Origin of the sequence: Flavobacterium sp. YO12 (assembly GCF_004119495.1) — a bacterium.
Lineage (GTDB): Bacteria > Bacteroidota > Bacteroidia > Flavobacteriales > Flavobacteriaceae > Flavobacterium.
The window spans coordinates 1-19,397 of the sequence record NZ_NRQU01000076.1 but is presented as its reverse complement, the minus strand read 5'-3'; the positions used below and the strand labels follow the sequence as shown (position 1 = coordinate 19,397).

Annotated in this window: 12 protein-coding genes and 1 pseudogene; 4 read left to right on the top strand and 9 right to left on the bottom strand. The window is 33.6% G+C overall.

What is annotated here, in order from left to right; all coding sequences use genetic code 11:
- The 4 genes from BOW55_RS18280 to ilvA form a co-directional block, all read left to right on the top strand.
- On the top strand, positions 1-1,505 hold a 1,505-nt coding region (locus tag BOW55_RS18280), incomplete at its 5' end, for an MBG domain-containing protein (RefSeq protein WP_129025660.1).
- 18 nt (positions 1,506-1,523) lie between these two features.
- Entirely contained in the window at positions 1,524-2,846 is a 1,323-nt protein-coding gene (locus BOW55_RS18275; protein ID WP_129025658.1) for an OmpA family protein, read from the top strand.
- Between the two features lie 545 nt (positions 2,847-3,391).
- Positions 3,392-3,916 carry an acetolactate synthase small subunit gene (gene ilvN / locus BOW55_RS18270; protein ID WP_129025656.1) on the top strand — a complete coding sequence of 175 codons (525 nt, stop codon included), beginning with the start codon at positions 3,392-3,394 and terminating at the stop codon, positions 3,914-3,916.
- Between the two features lie 24 nt (positions 3,917-3,940).
- Positions 3,941-5,239, top strand: coding sequence for a threonine ammonia-lyase IlvA (gene ilvA / locus BOW55_RS18265; protein ID WP_129025654.1), 1,299 nt, complete (start codon positions 3,941-3,943; stop codon positions 5,237-5,239).
- Positions 5,240-5,332: 93 nt separating this feature from the next.
- Here ilvA and BOW55_RS18260 read toward each other — a convergent pair whose 3' ends face one another.
- From BOW55_RS18260 to BOW55_RS20890, 9 genes and pseudogenes are all read right to left on the bottom strand, one after another.
- Positions 5,333-7,156 carry an alkaline phosphatase gene (locus BOW55_RS18260; protein ID WP_129025652.1) on the bottom strand — a complete coding sequence of 608 codons (1,824 nt, stop codon included), beginning with the start codon at positions 7,154-7,156 and terminating at the stop codon, positions 5,333-5,335.
- 238 nt (positions 7,157-7,394) lie between these two features.
- Positions 7,395-8,930: a RagB/SusD family nutrient uptake outer membrane protein gene (locus BOW55_RS18255; protein WP_129025650.1), complete on the bottom strand. Its 1,536-nt coding sequence runs from the start codon at positions 8,928-8,930 to the stop codon at positions 7,395-7,397.
- Positions 8,931-8,949: 19 nt separating this feature from the next.
- A complete protein-coding gene (locus BOW55_RS18250; RefSeq protein WP_129025648.1) occupies positions 8,950-12,336 on the bottom strand; it encodes a SusC/RagA family TonB-linked outer membrane protein in 3,387 nt (1,128 codons plus the stop codon).
- A gap of 83 nt (positions 12,337-12,419) precedes the next feature.
- A complete protein-coding gene (locus BOW55_RS18245) occupies positions 12,420-13,343 on the bottom strand; it encodes a FecR family protein (protein WP_129025645.1) in 924 nt (307 codons plus the stop codon).
- Positions 13,344-13,455: 112 nt separating this feature from the next.
- Positions 13,456-14,097 (bottom strand): RNA polymerase sigma-70 factor, encoded by a 642-nt coding sequence (locus tag BOW55_RS18240; protein WP_241686609.1) that lies wholly within the window; start codon positions 14,095-14,097, stop codon positions 13,456-13,458.
- Positions 14,098-14,520: 423 nt separating this feature from the next.
- Positions 14,521-15,030: a hypothetical protein gene (locus tag BOW55_RS18235; protein ID WP_129025643.1), complete on the bottom strand. Its 510-nt coding sequence runs from the start codon at positions 15,028-15,030 to the stop codon at positions 14,521-14,523.
- A 39-nt stretch (positions 15,031-15,069) separates the two neighbouring features.
- Positions 15,070-17,163, bottom strand: a complete 2,094-nt coding sequence (locus BOW55_RS18230; RefSeq protein ID WP_129025641.1) for a hypothetical protein — start codon at positions 17,161-17,163, stop codon at positions 15,070-15,072.
- Positions 17,164-17,363: 200 nt separating this feature from the next.
- Entirely contained in the window at positions 17,364-18,596 is a 1,233-nt protein-coding gene (locus BOW55_RS18225; RefSeq protein ID WP_129025639.1) for a gliding motility-associated C-terminal domain-containing protein, read from the bottom strand.
- A 104-nt stretch (positions 18,597-18,700) separates the two neighbouring features.
- A pseudogene (locus BOW55_RS20890) lies at positions 18,701-19,397 on the bottom strand (hypothetical protein); the annotation flags it as partial.

Below are 19,397 nucleotides of genomic sequence, written 5' to 3'. Positions count from 1 at the left end.
CAGTATTAAAAGTTACAAGTACTCAAAAAAATGTTACTTGTTATAACGCTGATAACGGAGAGGCTGCTGTTACAATTTCAGGAGGAATTGCGCCGTATTCTTATAAATGGAGTAACTCTGACAGTACTAGTCAAACTGCACAAAATCTTGTAAAAGGTGATTATGTTTGTACTATAACAGATAGTAATAATTGCAGTGTGACTCAGAATTTTACTATTACGCAGCCTTCAAGTCCAATAGGTTTAATTACTTCTATTCCAACTGAGTTTACTGCTTCTAGTGTTACTTTAAACGTAAATGCCAGTCAAAATGGAATTGATGGTGATCTAGGAGAATGTACTTCAGAAATAGGACTTGTATTCGCTGCTGTTGCTAATCCTAAAATCACTGATTCTAAAATTGTTCTAGGCAGTAATCCAGGAACATTTACAAAAACTGTAGAAGGCTTGTTAGGAAATAAAGTATATTATGTACGAGCATACTCTATTGGCAAATTTGGCTATGTAAACTACGGAAATGAAATTAGCTTCACTACTCAAAAAAATATTTTAAAAGTTGTGGCAGTTTCAGATCAAACAAAAGTATATGGAAACGCAGAACCAAAACTAACTTACCAAGCAACTGGATTTGTTAATGGAGATAGCAACTCAATTATTACAGGTTTACTTTCTAGAACTGCTGGTGAGAATGCTGGATCTTATCCTATTACACTTGGAACTTTAAGTGCTGGGGCGAATTATACAATTGATTTTAAAACTTCTGATTTTAAAATTACTAAAGCAAATCAGGTAATTGAGTGGAATCAAGAATTGGATTTTGGATGCAACACAACAGACCAAGTACAACTTACTGCCTCTTCAGATAGCGGACTTCCAGTATCTTATGTAGTAGAAAATTCATCAATTGCGGCTATTCAAGGTGGTGTCTTAAAAATTAATCGTGCTGGAACAACATCAATCAAAGTTTCTCAAGAAGGAGATCAAAACCACAATCCAGCTGTACAAATTACAAAATTGATCGAAGTAAATCAGTCTGGAAATATAAGTCAATACTGGGAGGATACTTTGTTATTTGATAACTCAACTAAAAACTACTCATCATTTCAATGGTATAAAAACGGAGTGCTTATTCCGGGAGCAACTAGTCAGTATTATAGTGAGAAACCTTTAAAAGGTACTTATTCAGTACAAGCCAAAGATAAAGATGGAAATGTTATCAAATTCTGTCCAATAACAATTGATGGGCAAACTTTTTCAAAAGCTATAAAACTGTATCCTAATCCAGTTCGAAGCTTAAGCGAATTAACAATTGAATCTGACTATTCAGCAGAAGAATTAAAAGACTCACGTATTAATATTTTTGACTTATCCGGAAAATTAGTAACTACGATAAATAATGTTAGTCCAAAGGTGGTCGTTACGGCACCTTCATCAACAGGAATTTATGTGGTGGTATTGTCATTGGCAAACGGTCAGCATAAAACAATTAATTTATTGGTACGTTAAAAATCAAAAACTTAGAAAATGAAAATTCAATATAAACTAACAATACTGTTTTTAACCTTATTTAGTTGTACTGTAAAAGGACAAGAATTTAATATTAAAATTAATGGCGGTCCATCTGGAATTCTTTACGACAGTGCTTTGGGTGATGCAAAACTTAAAACCGGATTTGGAATAGGTTTAGGCTATACGTATTACCTAAATAAGCATTGGGGAATTACAACAGGAATAGAAGGACAATACAGTCAGAATTCTTTTAATTTAAATGAAGGAACAACGTTTACTTCGTATGAAGTAGATGATCAAGGATCAGCTTTTGAATACCGCGTAAGTCCAAAGAATTATGCTGAAGACCAAAGTTTTTTCTCTATTGTTGTGCCTATCCTTTTGCAATATCGAACAGATATATCGGCTAAAACAGGATTCTATTTAGGAGTTGGAGCAAAAGCTTTATTCCCAGGAAAACTAAAAACTAATGCTAGTGCTTCTGAGATTCAGATGTCAGGTTATTATCCAGATTTAGACCTTATTATAGACAATTTACCATCACACGGTTTTGGTAAAATAGCGAACTGGGAAGGCAGTACTCGTACAAGTCTTGCAAACTCTATTTTATTGAGTGCAGAGAGCGGCTTAAGCTTCAAATTAAAAGAGAACTTAAATCTTTATACTGGAGTTTACTTCGATTACGGATTAAACGAGCTAGCCAAAAGTAAATCAGATTCTAATTTGGTAACTTATAGTGCTAAGGATGTAAATATGATTGAACCGAATGGTGTAATTAAGAATGAAAAAGTAGTACAAAAAACCAACTATTTAGCGGCAGGAATTCAGGTTAAATTAGGTTTTTCACTTAAAACGAAAAAACAATTACCTGCAGCGCCTGAAAGTACTCCGACAGCCGTACAAACTACAGCAGAACCAAAAGTAGAACAAAAAACAGAAGCTGTCGTAGTTGAAACTGTTCCAGAAAAGAAGGAAGTAATTACTGCCGAAAATATAATTTTAATTGAAGAGCCTGTAGGTTTCACCACCGTTGGAAATACTGATTTGTCTCCTGCTGTAATTCCTCATCTTGATGAGATAGCAGTAATTCTGAAAAAAGATAAAACGGCTGTATTAGAGGTAACAGGCTACACTTGTAACATTGGAAGCGATGAAAGAAATCAAGAAATAGGAATGTTAAGAGCTAAATCTGTTGCAGATTATCTTCAAGGAAAAGGAATTGAAAACAGTCGTATACATTTAAAATCAAAAGGGCAAACAGATCCATTAGTTCCTAACACTTCTGAAGAAAATAGAATTAAAAACAGAAGAGTTTCTATGGAAGTAATCCAGAATTGATTTAGAATTTCTTTTCTTATTTCAAATAAAATAACGAATCATGCTAAAACAAAAATTGCAAAAGTTCCTATTTTACAATGAAAAGAAAGTTCTATAATTGTTTCGTTTACTGTTTTTTAATCTTTAGTAATTTTTAAAAAAATAAAAAAAGTAAAACCCGTATATTTTTTTATACTACATTTGCGCTTTACAAATAAAAAATGAACACGCAAATTAACATCTTTATTATTATCAATTCTATTATTATCATTTGATATTAGTAAAGGGATTTTATATAAAGAAGTATACATCATACGATTTTAAAACCTCCCTAAACCGGGAGGTTTTTTTATTTAAAACAAACATGAAAAATTTAGCAGCTATAATTATTATCGCAATTATCATTATTTGTCTCTCATGACGAGTTAGGATTATATTGTGTAATACGAACCTTTCTCCGTCAAACGAGAAAGGTTTTTTTTTTGCGCTAAAAAGAAATAACTAAAATGCTTTTATAAAAATTATTAAATAAAAATTCAACTAAATACAGCAGCAGCACAAACAAAATGGAAGAGAAATATACTTTGACAGTTTATACCGAAAATCAACTAGAGCTAATCAATAGAATTGCCGTAATGTTTTTAAGAAAGAAAATTAATTTGGTGAGTCTGAATATCTCAGAATGTGAAATTGATAAAATGCATCGGTTTACAATTGTTATTAATGCAGCCTCAGAAATCGTGCAAAACTTGGTACATCAAATAGAAAAAATCATCGATGTTTTTAGATGTTACTGTAATACTGCAGAGGAAGTTTTTTCTACACAAACAGCATTGTACAAGCTGCCAACAGATAGGATGATAAACAATGAAAGTCTTGATCTTTTATTTAAAAAATACAATGCTTCTTTTTTATCGATCGAAAAAAAACACACTGTATTTGAAGTGACGGCACGGGAAAATGAAATAGATAATTTAACGACTATTCTTAATCAATATGAACTTGTCGAATTTGTAAAAAGTTCAAAAATTGCTTTGATTAAAGACAGTGAAGGATTTGCTAAAGAATTATTGGAGATGGAAAACTACTAAGTCGAAAAACAACACAACGCTAAGATGAATTTATTTAAAGAAATACAGCTCGCACAAAAACAATTAGCTGCTGTAATTGTTCCTACTCCTCTATTAGAAAACTTGAGTCTCTCGAAGCAATATAATGCCGTTGTTTTATTAAAACGTGAAGACCATCAAGCTGATTATTCTTTTAAAATCAGAGGAGTTTATAATAAAATTAATTCTTTATCTATTACAGAGAAAGAGCGCGGAATTGTTTGTGCCAGCGACGGAAATCATGCGCAAGGAGTTGCCTATTGCTGTGAGTTGTTAAAAATAATGGGAAAAATATATCTGCCCAAAAATACCTCTAAACAAAAACTGGAACAAATTCAGAAATTTGGAAAAGAGTACATCAAAATAGTTCTAACCGGTGATTATTTTGAAGAAGCTTATTCGATTGCTTTGGGAGATGCTTCGATACACCGCAAAGCCTTTATACATCCTTTTGACGACTTAAAAGTAATCGCTGGTCAAGCAACGGCGGGACTGGAAATTCTTGAGGAATATCAAAATCCTATTGATTACGTTTTTGTTCCTTTAGAAGGAGATGGTTTAGCTGCAGGAATTTCCTCTGCATTTAAAATGTTAAGTCCTAATACTAAAATCATTGGAGTCACAACTCAAGAAAATCCTTCGCTTGAAATTACAAATGAAAGCGATCTTTCTTTTGATAATAAGAACTCCAATTTAAACACTGCTTCTATTAAAAAGCAAGACGATCTGACTTCTAACATCTGTACAGAAACTCTAACAGATGTAATAAAAATTCCAGAAGGGAAAATCTGTTCTACTATTTTAAAATTAGCCAATAATAAAGATACGAATATAGAACATGAAGGTGTATTAAGTATTGCTGCGCTGGATTTTTATGCTGACAAGATAAAAGGAAAAAACGTGGTTTGTATAATAAACGGTGGTTTAAAAAGTACAGAAAAAGAGGCCGAGATAAAAGAACGTTCTTTATTATATGACGGTTTAGTACATTATTTTATGATTCAATCTCCACAGCGAAATGAAGTATTAAAAGATTTTATAAGTGATATACTTGGTCCTGATGATGAAATTACACATTTTCAATTTGTTCAAAAAGACAGCTATGAAACACAATCTGTTTTTATACGATTAGAAACAAAAGCGCCAAATAATATTGAAGCAATAAAAACCAAAATGCAGGCGAAAGAATTTCAATTTCAAAACCTCAACGATCGAAATGGTTTATTTAGTTCGAATAGTAATTTGGAAAACATTTTAGGAGAAGAAAAACAGGATAAGATTCAATTTATTTTAAGATCAAATTGACCTTACCTCTATCACTAAAAAAACAAAAACCAGTAAAGTTAAATTTACTGGTTTTGTTTTTTATTACACTATTCTAAACGAAGTTAACAACAGCTATTTTATACTTAGCGCTTTTATTATTCGGCTGTAGATTTCGGTATTTTGATAAACACCCATAAAATTTTGTGCTCCTGCACCGTATGCAAAAACGGGAACTGGAACTGCTGTATGATCATTTGTACTGAAGCTTCCGTGCACATACCCTTTCTCAATACTTCCGTCGATTAACGAAAGTCCGCCCGTTTCATGATCAGCTGTTACAATTAATAATGTTTCGGGATTATTATCTACAAATTCCATTGCCTGCCCTACTAGTTTATCAAAATCAAGCATTTCGCGAACTACATATTCAACATTATTTCTGTGCCCTCCGTAATCGATCTGTGCGCCTTCTGCCATTATAAAAAATGGATTTTTTGATTTTAATAAAGTGTTTGTGGCTTTTGCAAAAGATTTAGTCAGGAAATCTCCTCGTCCGTCTTTCATAGAAACTACTGCAGCATCGTCTAAAACTATAAATTTGCTGTTTTTAATTGTATCTAAACTATTGAATTTATCTAAAAAAGTATATCCTCTTTCAGTCAATATTTTAGATAAATCTTTTCCGTCTTTTCTAGATTTAAATTCATTTTTTCCGCCTCCAATTAAAATATCTGAAGGATTTGATAAGAAGTCATTTGCGATAGGTTCGCTGTAACTTCTTTCTGGCTGATGTGCATAAAATGCTGCCGGCGTTGCATCTGTAATATTTCCTGCAGAGATAACAGCCGTTTTATAATTTCTTGCTGCTAATTGCTGCGTGATTAATTCTAATGGTTTTCCGTTTTCATCAACACTTATAAATCTATTATTGGTTTTATGTCCCGTTGCCATTGCAGTTGCTCCTGCAGCCGAATCTGTAATATAACTATTTGAAGCTTTGGTTATAGAAAATCCTTGTGTTGGAATATTAAAAAGACTTAACTGCCCTTTGTTCGCTGTATAACCCGCATAAATTTGCGTCAAACCCATTCCGTCGCCAATTAAAAGAATCACATTTTTGGGTTTCTTTTTGGCGAAAGCCGAAGTATTTTTAGGAATGTAAGCTTGGTGAAATTCGGTATTTTGATAAAATGTCGATTTAATATTATTGATAAAATGCGTCAATTCTGAAACATTATCTGTGCCAATAAAATCAACTTTTAAATTCATTAAAGTCATCCAAGTATTTACATTGTCCTGCGTTCCCCAGAATCTTACTTTTTTATTTTGGCTGTGTACTTTTTTAATTGTTGACTGAATTTTTTCTAAATCATCCTGTGTCAAAACACCTTTTCCATTCCAAACCGTAAACTCCTTCAAATCTTCACTGATCATTTCTATACGTGCCAATTGTTCGGCAGTATAATTTTCATTCAGTCTTCCGTCAAAATAAATAAACTCAGGATGATTGGCGTATTGTGATGGCAGCGGTCTGTTTCCTGAAATTACGACTTTTATATTTTTATTTGAAATGATTTCAGGGTAAGCCTTTAATTGCTGCACGATTAATTTTAAAGTCGAATCGGCATCAGATTTTATATCGATCATTAAAATTAATGGCTTACCGCTTTGATAAACTTTTCCTTCTAAACTTTTTAGTTTTGAAGATAACGGTTCTAGATATAAACTTTTAAGTGTATTGTGCGCCGCAATTTCTTTTGAAGTATGCGATACAAAAAGTTCATTGTTTACTAAAAAAACATCGGCTTCAATAACACCTGTTTCGTTAGAATACGCTCCATAAAATGGCAACGCACCGGCATAATCATTATGCGAATGTATGTTTGATGAACTGTACTCTTGTGCTTGTGCAAAGAGGAAAAAGGAAAGGCAAAAAAGGGTGAATATTTTTTTCATTGAAAATGTTTTTATTCTTTTAAAGCTGTAGGTAACTTTATTAGAAATTAAGTTGTTGTAATTTGAAAGTGCATTATTTATATCTGCTGGGAATAACAAGTTTTACTTAAATACAAACCAGTCTCTTTGGGAAAAGACTGGTCTACACTATTTAAAATTTGATTGTACTTTTTTACAAACTGCAGACTACACAACAAGCCTGCAGTGTAAAAAAAACTAAACAAAATGAAACTACTACTTACCAGCCTTGATTTTGGGTCAATGCTCCTTTACTTACTGCGATTTCATCTGGCGGTATTGGCCAAACATGGTGTATCGCAGGATTAAAATTACGTGCAGGATAAATTACACTTCCGTTATAATGATGCAGTGGTTTAGCATAAGTTTCTTTTGCATCGCCCCAACGTACTAAATCAAAATGGCGATCTGTCCATTCACCTGCTAATTCACAACGTCTTTCTCTTTTTAAATCGACCATTGTAGCTCCAGCGATATCTCCAAGTCCTGCACGATGACGAATCATGTTGATTTCTGTATCTGCATTTTGACCTTTCATTAATTTGGCTTCTGCAAGCATCAAAAGCACATCTGCATATCGTAAAAGCGGAACGTTAAGTGCCGTTGAAGGTTTGTCTCCATTTGCATTTACATAACGAATATCAATCCCGCCTGATGTTGTTTTTGGATAACTAAACGGCTCCATATATTTCTTGAACTGATAACCAGTTCTATTACTAGAACTTACAATATTTTTTCCTTCATTAAAAGTAACTACTTCTCCAAAATAAGTGAATTTATCTCCTTTTTGTAAAATAGTGGCACTGCGTCTTTTATCTGTTGGAACATAAGTATCAAACAGTTCTTTTGTTGGATAAAAATTTCCCCATCCATTGTAAACTCCCCATCCTTTATCTTCCAAACAAACGCCTGGAAAAATAGAACCTAAAGAAGTATTTTCAGAACTTGAAGTTACTGACCAGATGTATTCTGTAGACCAGTTGTTTTTAATTTTAAATACATCTTCAAAATTATCAAGCAGTTTGTGTTTACCGCTTGCAACAATCATATTGGCATATTTTATGGCGTTATCCCAATCTTTTGCATACAAATACGTACGAACTAAATAACCCCAAGCTGCTGTTTTGTGTGCACGACCATAATTATCTGGTGTTAATTCATTAAAATAAGGCAATAAATCTGCTGCTTTAATAAGATCTGCTGCAATGTAAGCGTAGTTTTCGGCTACGTTTTTAGCGCGCGGCACATATACATTAGTTGGATTTTCTCTGTCTTGAATTGGTATTCCAGCACGATCGTCTCCGTAATGATAAGCCACTTCTAAATGCATTACGGCATGATTGAAATAAGCTTCACCCAACATTCCGTTTTTTGTTTTTTCATCCAAAGGAATATTCGGAATATTACGAATTACATCGTTACAACGTTTCATAACTTCATAATGCAGTCTCCAAATGTCTTTTGTGTCAGACTCTGCTCCATCAACAATAAAGTTTTTAATACGTTCTGCGTTTTGTCTTGGTTTTGTTCCTATATCATCACTGGCATTGTTAAGCCAGAAAAAACCACGACCGTACATATTATCATTAGAATACAAATCATAAATGGCATTTACACCCGCTTTTGCATCTGCCGGAGTTTTCCAAAAATTTCCGCTTGACGGCGCTCCTTGTGGTACAAGATCAAGTTCGCTTTCGCAAGCTGAAGTGCTTACTAACAGCACAAAACTTAATAATAAAAGACTTAAATTTTTCATTTTGTTATTTTTATTTTTTTTAAAAAGTAGCGTTTAAACCAGTCATGTAAATTCGAGAAAGTGGATATTTCCCTAAGTCCATCCCGAAATTTCTAAGACCAACTTCTGGATCCATTCCTGAATAGTTTGTAATTGTAAATAGGTTTTGTCCTGAAACAAAAAATCTTAGTTTAGCTTTTCCGTTTAACCAATTTTCTTTGATTGTATAACCAATAGAAAGGTTTCTTAGTCTTAGGAAAGAAGCATCTTCAATATAAAAATCAGAAATACGACCGAAGTTGTTGTTATTGTCTGTCGATGACAATACTGGTATATTGGTGTCTGTATTAGTTGGTGACCACGCATTTTTAGATTCCGCTAATAAATTGTAACCTGGAAAAGAACCGTTTAAACCAGTATGTTTTACAGCATTGAAAACACTATTTCCGGCAGCTCCGCTTAAAAAGATATTCATATCGAAACCTTTATATCTAAAGTTGGTATTTAAACTGAAAGTGGTTTTAGGAAACGGGCTTCCAAGCACTACTCTATCGCTGTTATTAATTACTCCGTCGCCGTTTACATCTTTAAATTTCATATCGCCGGCAACAGCATTTGGCTGATAAGCTACATTATTAGAGTTTACATATGCTTTTGCTTCGGCATTACTTTGAAATAATCCGTCTGTAGCATATCCGTAAAATGCACCAACCGGGCTTCCTACTTGATAAATATTCGCTAAAGGCAAACTACGAACTCGGCTTAAGTTTAAAGGTTCCAGCGAAGTTAAATCGTCTTTTATAGAAACAATTTTATTGCTTAAAAATGCTGCATTTGCTGTAATATCAAACTTAAACTCTCCTCTTGTTTTTTGATAGGTTAAACTTGCTTCGATACCTTTGTTTTCAACATCTCCTGAGTTTACAATTCTTCCTAACGGAGTTCCTGAAACGCCCGGCAGCTGATCACGAACTAACATGTCTTTGTTTGTTTTTACATAAGCATCTACAGATCCTAATAAGGTATTATTGAACATGGTAAAATCTAAACCTAAATTGGTTTGCTCTGAGCTTTCCCATCTTAAATTTGGGTTTGATAATTCGCTTTCTGCATAACCATAATTAATAGTTGGAGTTGCTCCTATTAAAGCTTGAGTCTGCGTTAAAGGCACACTAAACTGGTATGGTCCAAGGTTTCCTAAATTTCCAATTTGCCCCCAGCTTGCACGTAATTTTAAGTTGCTCACAGTTGAACTGATACCTTTCATAAATCCTTCTTCAGAAATTAACCATCCTCCGGAAACTGATGGATATACTTTCCAACGGTTTTCTGATAATAGTTTTGAAGTTCCGTCACGACGAACGATTCCTGAGATTAAGTATTTTTGATTGAAGTCGTAATTAATTCTTCCCACATAAGATGAGATAATTTCATCAGATAAACCTGCTCCTGTTTGTTGAATTAATTTTGCGTTTAACAAATAACGTTGTGATGGATCTTCGCTGTCAAAACCTGTTCCTTCAACCGTATAAAAATCTCTTTTTGTTTCTTGATACGTATATCCAGCTAAAGCTTTAAGATTGTGTTTTCCAAATGATTTTTCATAAGAAACAGTTTGTTCGCTAAGTAAATCAGTAGTCGTCGCTGATTTTTTTGTCAAACGGTTAAAGTCAAAGATTTTTCCCGGTTCTGTAATTTTTGTTGAAAAATCAGTTGCGTTATCTTGAATTCTAGTATAACCCCAATTCGATTTAACTTTTAAACCTGGTACAATTTCCCATTCTGCATACGGATTTATCAAAATGGTAGAAACAGGATTTCTGTTGTCTAGTCTTTTTAAATAAGCTACAGGGTTTATTACGTCTCCGTAAGAACCAATATATTTTTCTGGAACTCCTCCAAATTGCCCAGAACCGTCTTCTCTATAAATAGTTGCATTTGGCGGATAAAATACTGCTGCCAAAATAGCTCCTGTATAAGCATTTGCTGTATTAGCCGTTTGCCCATCTGTTAATGAATACGATAAATTTTCTCCAATTGTAAAATTGTCTGCGAGTTTAAAAGATGTATTTGCTCTAACAGTATAACGTTCTCCGTATGTATTCAGTAAAACACCTTCATTTTTTCTATAACTTCCAGAAAGAAAGAAATTTGATTTTTCTGTTTTTCCATTTATAGAAAGTGACAAATCTTGAATTTCTCCTGTGCGGAAAATTTCATCCATCCAGTTTGTTTTTGTTGTTCTTGCAGTTGGTTCAAAAGCAGGATCAAAAGCAGGAATTCTTGGTAAACCAGCGTTATCTCTAGCAGTATTCATAGCATCTGCATATTCAGCAGCATTTAAAACGTCCAGTTTTTTAGCCACATTCTGAAAACCGCCCTGATAATTTACATTCACATTAATACGGTCTGAAATTCCTTTTTTAGAAGTAATTAAGATTACACCTCCAGATGCTCTTGCACCATAAATCGCTGCGGAAGCGGCATCTTTTAAAACGCTGATCGAAGCAATATCATTTGGATTTAACGTATTTAATGATCCGCTGTAAATAATTCCGTCTAAGACAATTAAAGGAGTTTCAGCGTTCAAAGAACCAATTCCACGAATATTAATTGTTGGCGAAGCAGTTGGATCACCTCCATCATTAATAACCGTAACTCCGGCAACAGTTCCTTGTAATAATTCAGCTGCATTATTGTACGTTCTGCTTGAAGTTTCTTTCATCGAAACTGAACCTACTGCTCCAAGAACTTCTTTCTTTTTAACACTTCCATATCCCATTACAACTACTTCCTGAAGTTGTTTTACATCAGCCGCTAATTTTACTGTAATGGTTTCGCTTTTGGATACTTTAACTTCTTTATTGATGTAACCAACATATGAAAAGACTAATAAAGCTTCAGCTGCATTAATTTCCATTTTAAAAGTTCCATCAAAATCTGTAGTTGCTGCTGCACTTGAATTTTTATCTTTAATTCCCACACCTGGCAGCGGCATATTGTCATCTCCGCTGAAAACTGTTCCAGAAACAATAATTTTATTTTGATCTGCAGCGGCTACTTTTTGTGTTTTCTTGATAACGATATTATTGTTTACAATTTCATATCGAAGTAAAAAATTACTGCAAATTTTATCTAATGCTTGTTCTAAAGTTACATTCGATAGTTTTAAACTAATTTTTTGATTGGCATTAATTTGATTGGATTCGTACATAAAATGTACATCGATTTGATTTTCAATTTTTTGAAAAACATTTTTTATGCTTTCATTTTCTACCTTTAATGTTACTCTTTTATTTGTATTGTTATTGTCTGCATTTGCTGTAAAACTTGCAAAAAACAAGGCAATAAGCAGGATTGCTTTTAACCAAGCGGTTTTTTTAATACTTTGAAACTTTACGACGCATCGCATTCGTTTTTCATTCATGACTTGTTGTTTTAGTTGTTTTTGGATTTTTTGTTTCTACGTAGTTTATTTTTAAATCTGATTATTAGTCAGATATTTTCTTTTTACTCAATCTTATATACTCCTGATTCTACTTTGTATTCGGCATTTATAATATTGCATACTAATGCCATTACTTCATTTGCTGAAAGCTCTTTGAAATAACCGTTTATCTTAAGTGTATTTAGGTTCTTGTTTTTAACTTCTATCGGAATATTATAATTCCTATTTATGGTTGCAATAACTTCTGGTAAAGGGGTTTCTTCAAAAACCATTATATTTTTTCGCCATAACGAAATCGTATTTACGGGCACATCTTTAAAAGCTTGCAGTTTGTTGCTTTTGGATTTAAAAATCACTTTTTGTCCCGGAGTTACATAAACATTTTCATCTGTAATCGTCGACTTCACATTTACTCTTCCGGTTAAAACTGCAACTTCTTGTGTTGTGTGATCGGGATATGCCTGAACGTTGAAACTGGTTCCGAGTACTTTTGTATCCATTTTGTTGGTATGAATTATAAATGGATGTTCTTTGTCTTTTGCGACATCAAAAAAAGCTTCGCCTGTTAAGTAAACTTCACGTGTGTCTCCATTAAATTCTGTTGGATATTTTAAAAGACTTCCTGCATTCAGCCATATTTGAGTTCCGTCTGCCAAAGTTATTTTAGCACGTTCACCCAACTTTGTAGCATATTGTTTGATCTCTCCGTTTGATTTTGAGGTGTAATAAAAAAAACTAGATATACTCATTAATAAGGTTAATGATGCAGCAATTGCCCAGTTTCTATTTTGAAGTGAAATTACTTTTGGTGTTTTCTTAATTTGTTTTAATTCTCTTTTTAACTTAGAACGATCTGATACAATAAGTTCATTTTCTTCAGATAAATGCTCTGGATGGTCGTACCAATTATTCCATAATTCCTCTCCCTTTACAGAAGGCTTTCCTTTTAAAAACTGTTTTATATCTTGATGTAATTTTTCAGGCATTATAATGTCTTTGTCTCTTTAATAGTATGTCTTTGAAATAGAAATTTCGGGTAGGCGCTTTAGGTTACGCTTCTGTTAAGAAAATCTAAGTTTGTTAATGGTTAGAAAATCTTCAGTTGAACTCTCCTAAATAGGAACGCATGAATTTCAATGCATACGTAATATGATATTTTACGGTATCAATCGACACGTTGAGTTCGTCGGCAATTTCTTTGTTCGAATAATTTTTTATTCGGCTTAGAATAAAAACTTCTTTAGATTTTTTTGGAAGCAGTGCTGCGGCTTTGTCTACCGCTTGCTGTAATTCGTCATAATAAATCGAATCTTCGGTTGTATTGGTGCTGTTGTACAAAACGCTACTGCTGTCTGCAACTTCTTTTATATATTGATCTGTTATGGTATGCGATTTTATATAATCTAAAGTCATGTATCGAACTGAAGTATAGATATAAGCAGCAAATTTCTTTTGAATTAATAAGGTTTTTCGGCGTTCCCAAATGGTGGTAAAAACTTCTTGAACGATTTCTTCTGAGATAGGAATTGATTTCATTCTGATATAAACAAACCGAACGAGTAAATCGCGATATCGAAAATACAATTCATCAAACGCTTTGTCTTTTCCTTGTTTCAATAAATCAACAAGTTCTTCATCAGTAAACTTTTTATACATAACCATTTGTTTTTGCATTATCAGCCAAATAAAAATGGTTTCTACAGACGCTAAACTGAATTGTTTTTTGGGGAAGTATTCCAATTTTTAAAAATGACATTTACTACAGTATTTTGTTTTATAATATGTCTGTAAAATTAGAAATGAGGGTAGGTCGACAAGGTTACGGTTATATTAATAAAACAACCTGATTATAAAACATTGTATTAACATTTGATGTTCTAAATGTTAGTTGGGGAAGAGATGGAAAATATAAAAGGGCTGTGTTTTTTCAAAAGAAAAGTATTGTCTTACAAGACAATAAAATCGTTGTCTATTTTGAATAAAATAAAAATGAAGATCGCTCTTTAATCTTCATTAAATTACTGATCTTCATTTGTATGTTCAAAAAATTACACAACAAAAAAATCCCCTAAGATTAGGGGATTTTATACTAACTAAACTGATTTTTATAGATCAAACTATGTTGTAAAAATTACAACAAATTCTATATAACTTTATTCTTTTTTATTTCCAGAATGTCCATTCTGTTCCATTATAGACGCAAACCATCTTTTTTACAGTATCATAACAAATAGTACCTGCCATAGGTTTTACTATATTAAGATGCGGCGAAACTATTCTTGGCAGAATCAAAGCTTTATCTGCCGATTCTAAAACTAGAACTCCTTCAACGCTGCTGCTTTCTGCTCCAACAACAGTTCCTTTTGTTGCAGCCTCAGGCACAGATGATTGAATAGACAAATCGACTGCTCCTGTTTTTCTTGATAAATCAACCCATGCAGTATCGTTATAATAAACTACTTTTTTTAAGTTGGCATCAAACAACATTACACCACCTGTTAAGGCTGTACCTGTTGGCAATGTTGTTACCCATGGCAATACAATACCTGCTTTATCACCCACATTGAAATCGACAATTCCAGAACCTTGCGGAGTTGTTTTTCCTATAACTGCCTGTGCATTTACGGTTAATCCTATCAAAAACGCACCGATTATATACTTGATTTTTTTCATAATTATTTTTCTTTATTATTCTTAAGAATCAAAATCTTTTTAATCTGGACAAGCTTGTTGTGACATTGCTTTCCAAGATGTGCCATTGTATAGTTTAATAACTTTATTTACGGTATCGTAAACAATCATTCCTTCTACAGGAGCTGTAATTGCAGTTTCTGGAGAGGCTATTCTCGTTAATACTAAACCTTTTTCCTTTGATTCTAATATCAAACTTCCTGTTCTTGCATCAGCATAATTACGAGGTGTATCAACTCTGTCCAATGTTGATATAATTGTTTTAATAGGCAGTACGGTTCCTGTAGTAACGGCTGGTTTGTAACAAACGGCGCAAGTTGCATCAAACGACACGGAAAGCGATGCACTTGGAGAAGAACAACCATAAAGGTCTGAGTAAAACGATACTGTATATGTTCCTGCCGTACTTACATTTGTAGGATCTGCAACTAGTACTCCTGATGCATTTTTCCATTGTATTTCTACACCTAAAGGTGGCTCAGAAGTTAGGTAACTGTTTAAGTCAAATGTAGTTCCTAAACAGGGTTTAGCAGTTGCAGTGCTTAATTTAGGTGCAACATCTCCTGCCTCACAGGCAAAAATTAAAGCATTTTCACTATTAAAAGTACCTGGAGCTGTACCAAAATCGATCGAAATACCAATACCATTATCTGTGCCAGCAGCTGGATTAATCAAATTACCAAAAGCCATATAAGCAGCTGTCGATCGGTTCAATTGACTAACAAGTAGACCGTATGCAGCTGAAAAATACCCCGACCATGCTACACCGCTTTTATATTGAAAGGCTTCATACGAAGAAGACGCTTGCTTAAACACTCCCATTACATAGTTAGGAGCTGTTCCTTTAACAAATCCTGGTCCCGAATCTCCACCACTTAAATAGGTGTCCCAGCCGTGTGCCAATTGTACTTTATCTGTATTACCTGGCGGTATAGTAACTTTGTAATCAATAGTAACAGATGGATCGGGATAATTATAAGTATATTTTACATCCAGAAAATAGGTTAATCCATTTTTTTCTGCTTTCATTTTAATCGTATTTTCAAAATGTCCGGGAGTCGATTCTATAAGCGATTGCTGCGTACTGGTAATAGGAACAAGGTATTTATCGCCTACAGATCCTTGAGGACTCAAAGTCCCGCTTTTAAAAATATCCCTGCCAATAGAAAGCGCTAAACCATGCGTACTACCAGGTATATCAAATGGTTTTGTTGTACCTACTAATAAACTATTACCAGGCTGATATATTTGCCCCGTACCCTTTCTTACAATCTGCATATTTCCTGCTCCAGAAATATTAAGCCTAATTCCATCATTGCTATTTGTACCTCCAGGAGCATTAATAACCGTTTGTCCGTAGTAACCAATTAAAGTATTAGCAATAATAAAACGATACAACTGTCCACTTGCAGGACGACTAGTGATAGGTTTTACAAAAGTTTCTGACGTTCCTGGATTTGTACTAGAATTAGTAAGCCATAGTTGCGCTGGAGTTTCACCATAATTATCATCTCTACCAAAATAAAGCCCAATTGCGGCAACACCATTATTAGGCATATTAATCCCTTCTTCATATATGTACTCAATAGTATTAGTTCCTTCGTACATTTTTACTTGAAAGCTTATTACTTTTTGACTGCTGTTGTAATTCCATTTCCAGTCTTTCCACTCGGCCGTAAGCACTCGATTTGGTGCAACACCGCTCGTTTGATAAGAAAAAGTTCCTCCTACCCCACTTAAATCCGCCGTTAAGGGAGCCAAAGCAAGAGTATTTCCTGTTGGCGCAGCGGTGAATGCCGCCATAATACCAGTATTAAAAGTAATATGCCCATTTGAACTAGCATAAAAGGTAGTATGATCTTCACGACCAGTACTAAATGTAAAGCCTATAGGTAATGCAGTACTCACACCTGAATCTGCAGATAGAGGAGTTACTTTTGTTCCTCCAACCAGAGGTACAAATGCACTATTTTCGGCCTGCATTGTTATGTTGCTTGTTACACGTCGCATCTGCTTTTCCTGTGCTATAATCTTTGCAGGAAACCATAACAAAAGAGTAAAGAGTATAAAAAAACAAAATCCAATTGCATTGCTTTTGTTAGCATTTTGTATCATATAAAAATATTTAAATAATTCATACTTTGCTCATTGTATTTAATCCTATACTGATTTAAGGATTTAAATACGGGCAAATTTACAGCGGCTGTATCTTTTGAAACTGCCATCTAAAATCATAAAATCAATACATAAAGACACAACCTTATTATCAATAAGGAGTGCATTTAGATTATTAAAGCATTAAAATTCAGCACTGTTTAATTATTACTGATGTATAAATATCCTGCTTTGTCTTTGTAGTCACCATTGTTGGTTTTATATTTTAGGACATAGAAATAGGTTCCTGTTGGCAGTCCTTCATTTTTAGCTGTGGTAACTCTTCCTTCGGATATACCTCTAAACCAATTTCCATTGGCGCCGTAATTTGTAGTTTCGAATACTTTTACTCCATAACGATTAAAGATTTGTACAGAGTTATCAGGGAAATTTTCCAGTCCTTCAATGTTGAAATAATCATTTTTTCCGTCCCCATTAGGAGATATTGCATTATAAACAATTACTTCAGTAGTGGTGGTGGTTTTTACTTTTCCAATTGTAAAAATCCCTGTTTTATTTATGGCTGCTGTAATGGTTTCATTTTGATTATCAACAGCAGATGTATAGTGCACCCATTTTGCTTGTGCTTCATCCCAGTTTACAATAGCCAGTGTATATCCAGAATCTTCTCTAGTTAATTCGTCTGGCGTTGTATTAGTGTTCCATTTTAATGTTAAAGCTAAATCTATAACAGCTTGATTGCTTTCAACCTTCCAATATTCATTGGGATTAATCAGAGTTATCGACTCTTCTTTTTGCATACGGGGACGCAATTCATTTGAATTTTCGAAAACATACTTACTTTTAAAGAAGTCTTTGGAAATGCTATTTTGACTGAAAGCAGATGGTCTGAAATAACCGCCATCACCTATAGGAAATTGAAATTCATTTTTCCCAATATAGTCCACATAACCATCAACATAACTATCATCATTTGTATTTTTATGAACTGCATTTGCTTCAAAAATGACTATCCCACCAGAATCTTTATTAGAAACTACTCCTTTGTAAAAATCAGAAACACCATGAATACTAATTTCTGTTGACAATAAAAATGCAGGCTGAACCATTCGATTTTCAAACCTTACATTATTGAATTCACTTAACTCGCTGCCTGAAATCGTCTGAGCTCCAGCCAAACCTTTAAAATAAGTTAACCCAGAAGCTTCTTTTGGACTAAAAGTTACTAATCCATCATTATTATAATTTGAATAAACTGTAAATTGTCCATCATTAATAAAATCTCCGGTAGACTTGTTATCAAAATCAGCTACCGTAGCAAAGTCAGTTCCTGACAAAATTGCTATTTCTCCTATGTTTGTGGTTTGTGCACTAAGTTTACCAATAGTAAAAAATAATGTTGCAGTAACTATTTTTAAAATAAATTTGGTCATCCTTTTTAATTTAAAGTGTTAATCTTAAATGTGACAAATTATACTAAAAACGATATAAAACACCTCAGTTATTCTATTCATAAAAGAGGTGTTTTTTCTTTGTTTTAGTTTGAACTCACAGGAGCTGAATTGCTTGAAGTTGTGTTTTCTTCTATCAGTTTTTCTAATCTTTCTAAACGCTCGTTCATTTTTGCAATTTCTTTGTCTTTTGCAATAATTGCGTTGTTTTGCTCGATTATATGCAAGTAGATCTCTTCTGTTTTTTCCAATAATTGGATTGATAATTCAGACATATTGAATGAATATCCTTCAGAAGTTCTTTCCAATTCATTGATCGGCGTAATACCTGGAAGGTGCTTATGCGTTTTAATATACTGCTCGATTTCAGCTAATCCCTTAAATTTATAATCTGCTTTAATATCAGAGTATCCTTGGAAGTAATCTTCAAAAACGTAATCGGCATATGTACTATTAACCGTTGTAATAGAACCGTTTATTCTCAGTTTTTCACCTGCTTTACCAGATGGCGTATCAAACCCGATACCTACCCAGCCTTGTGTATAAATATTCTCCGTATTTGTAGTTGCTCCCGCTTTTGTTGTTGAACTAAACCAAGGCTCTTTTACAGCAGCACTCAAATTAATTGATGTTACAAAATTATTTTCATCTTTATAATCCAAATTACCTGTTGTACCATTTACTGCAAGTGACGTCAAAGTTTGCGCATCTCCTACCATATCAACAAGATTAATTACTGTTGCTGGACCACTTTCAGCTTGGTAACTTAATTTTTTTCCTGCA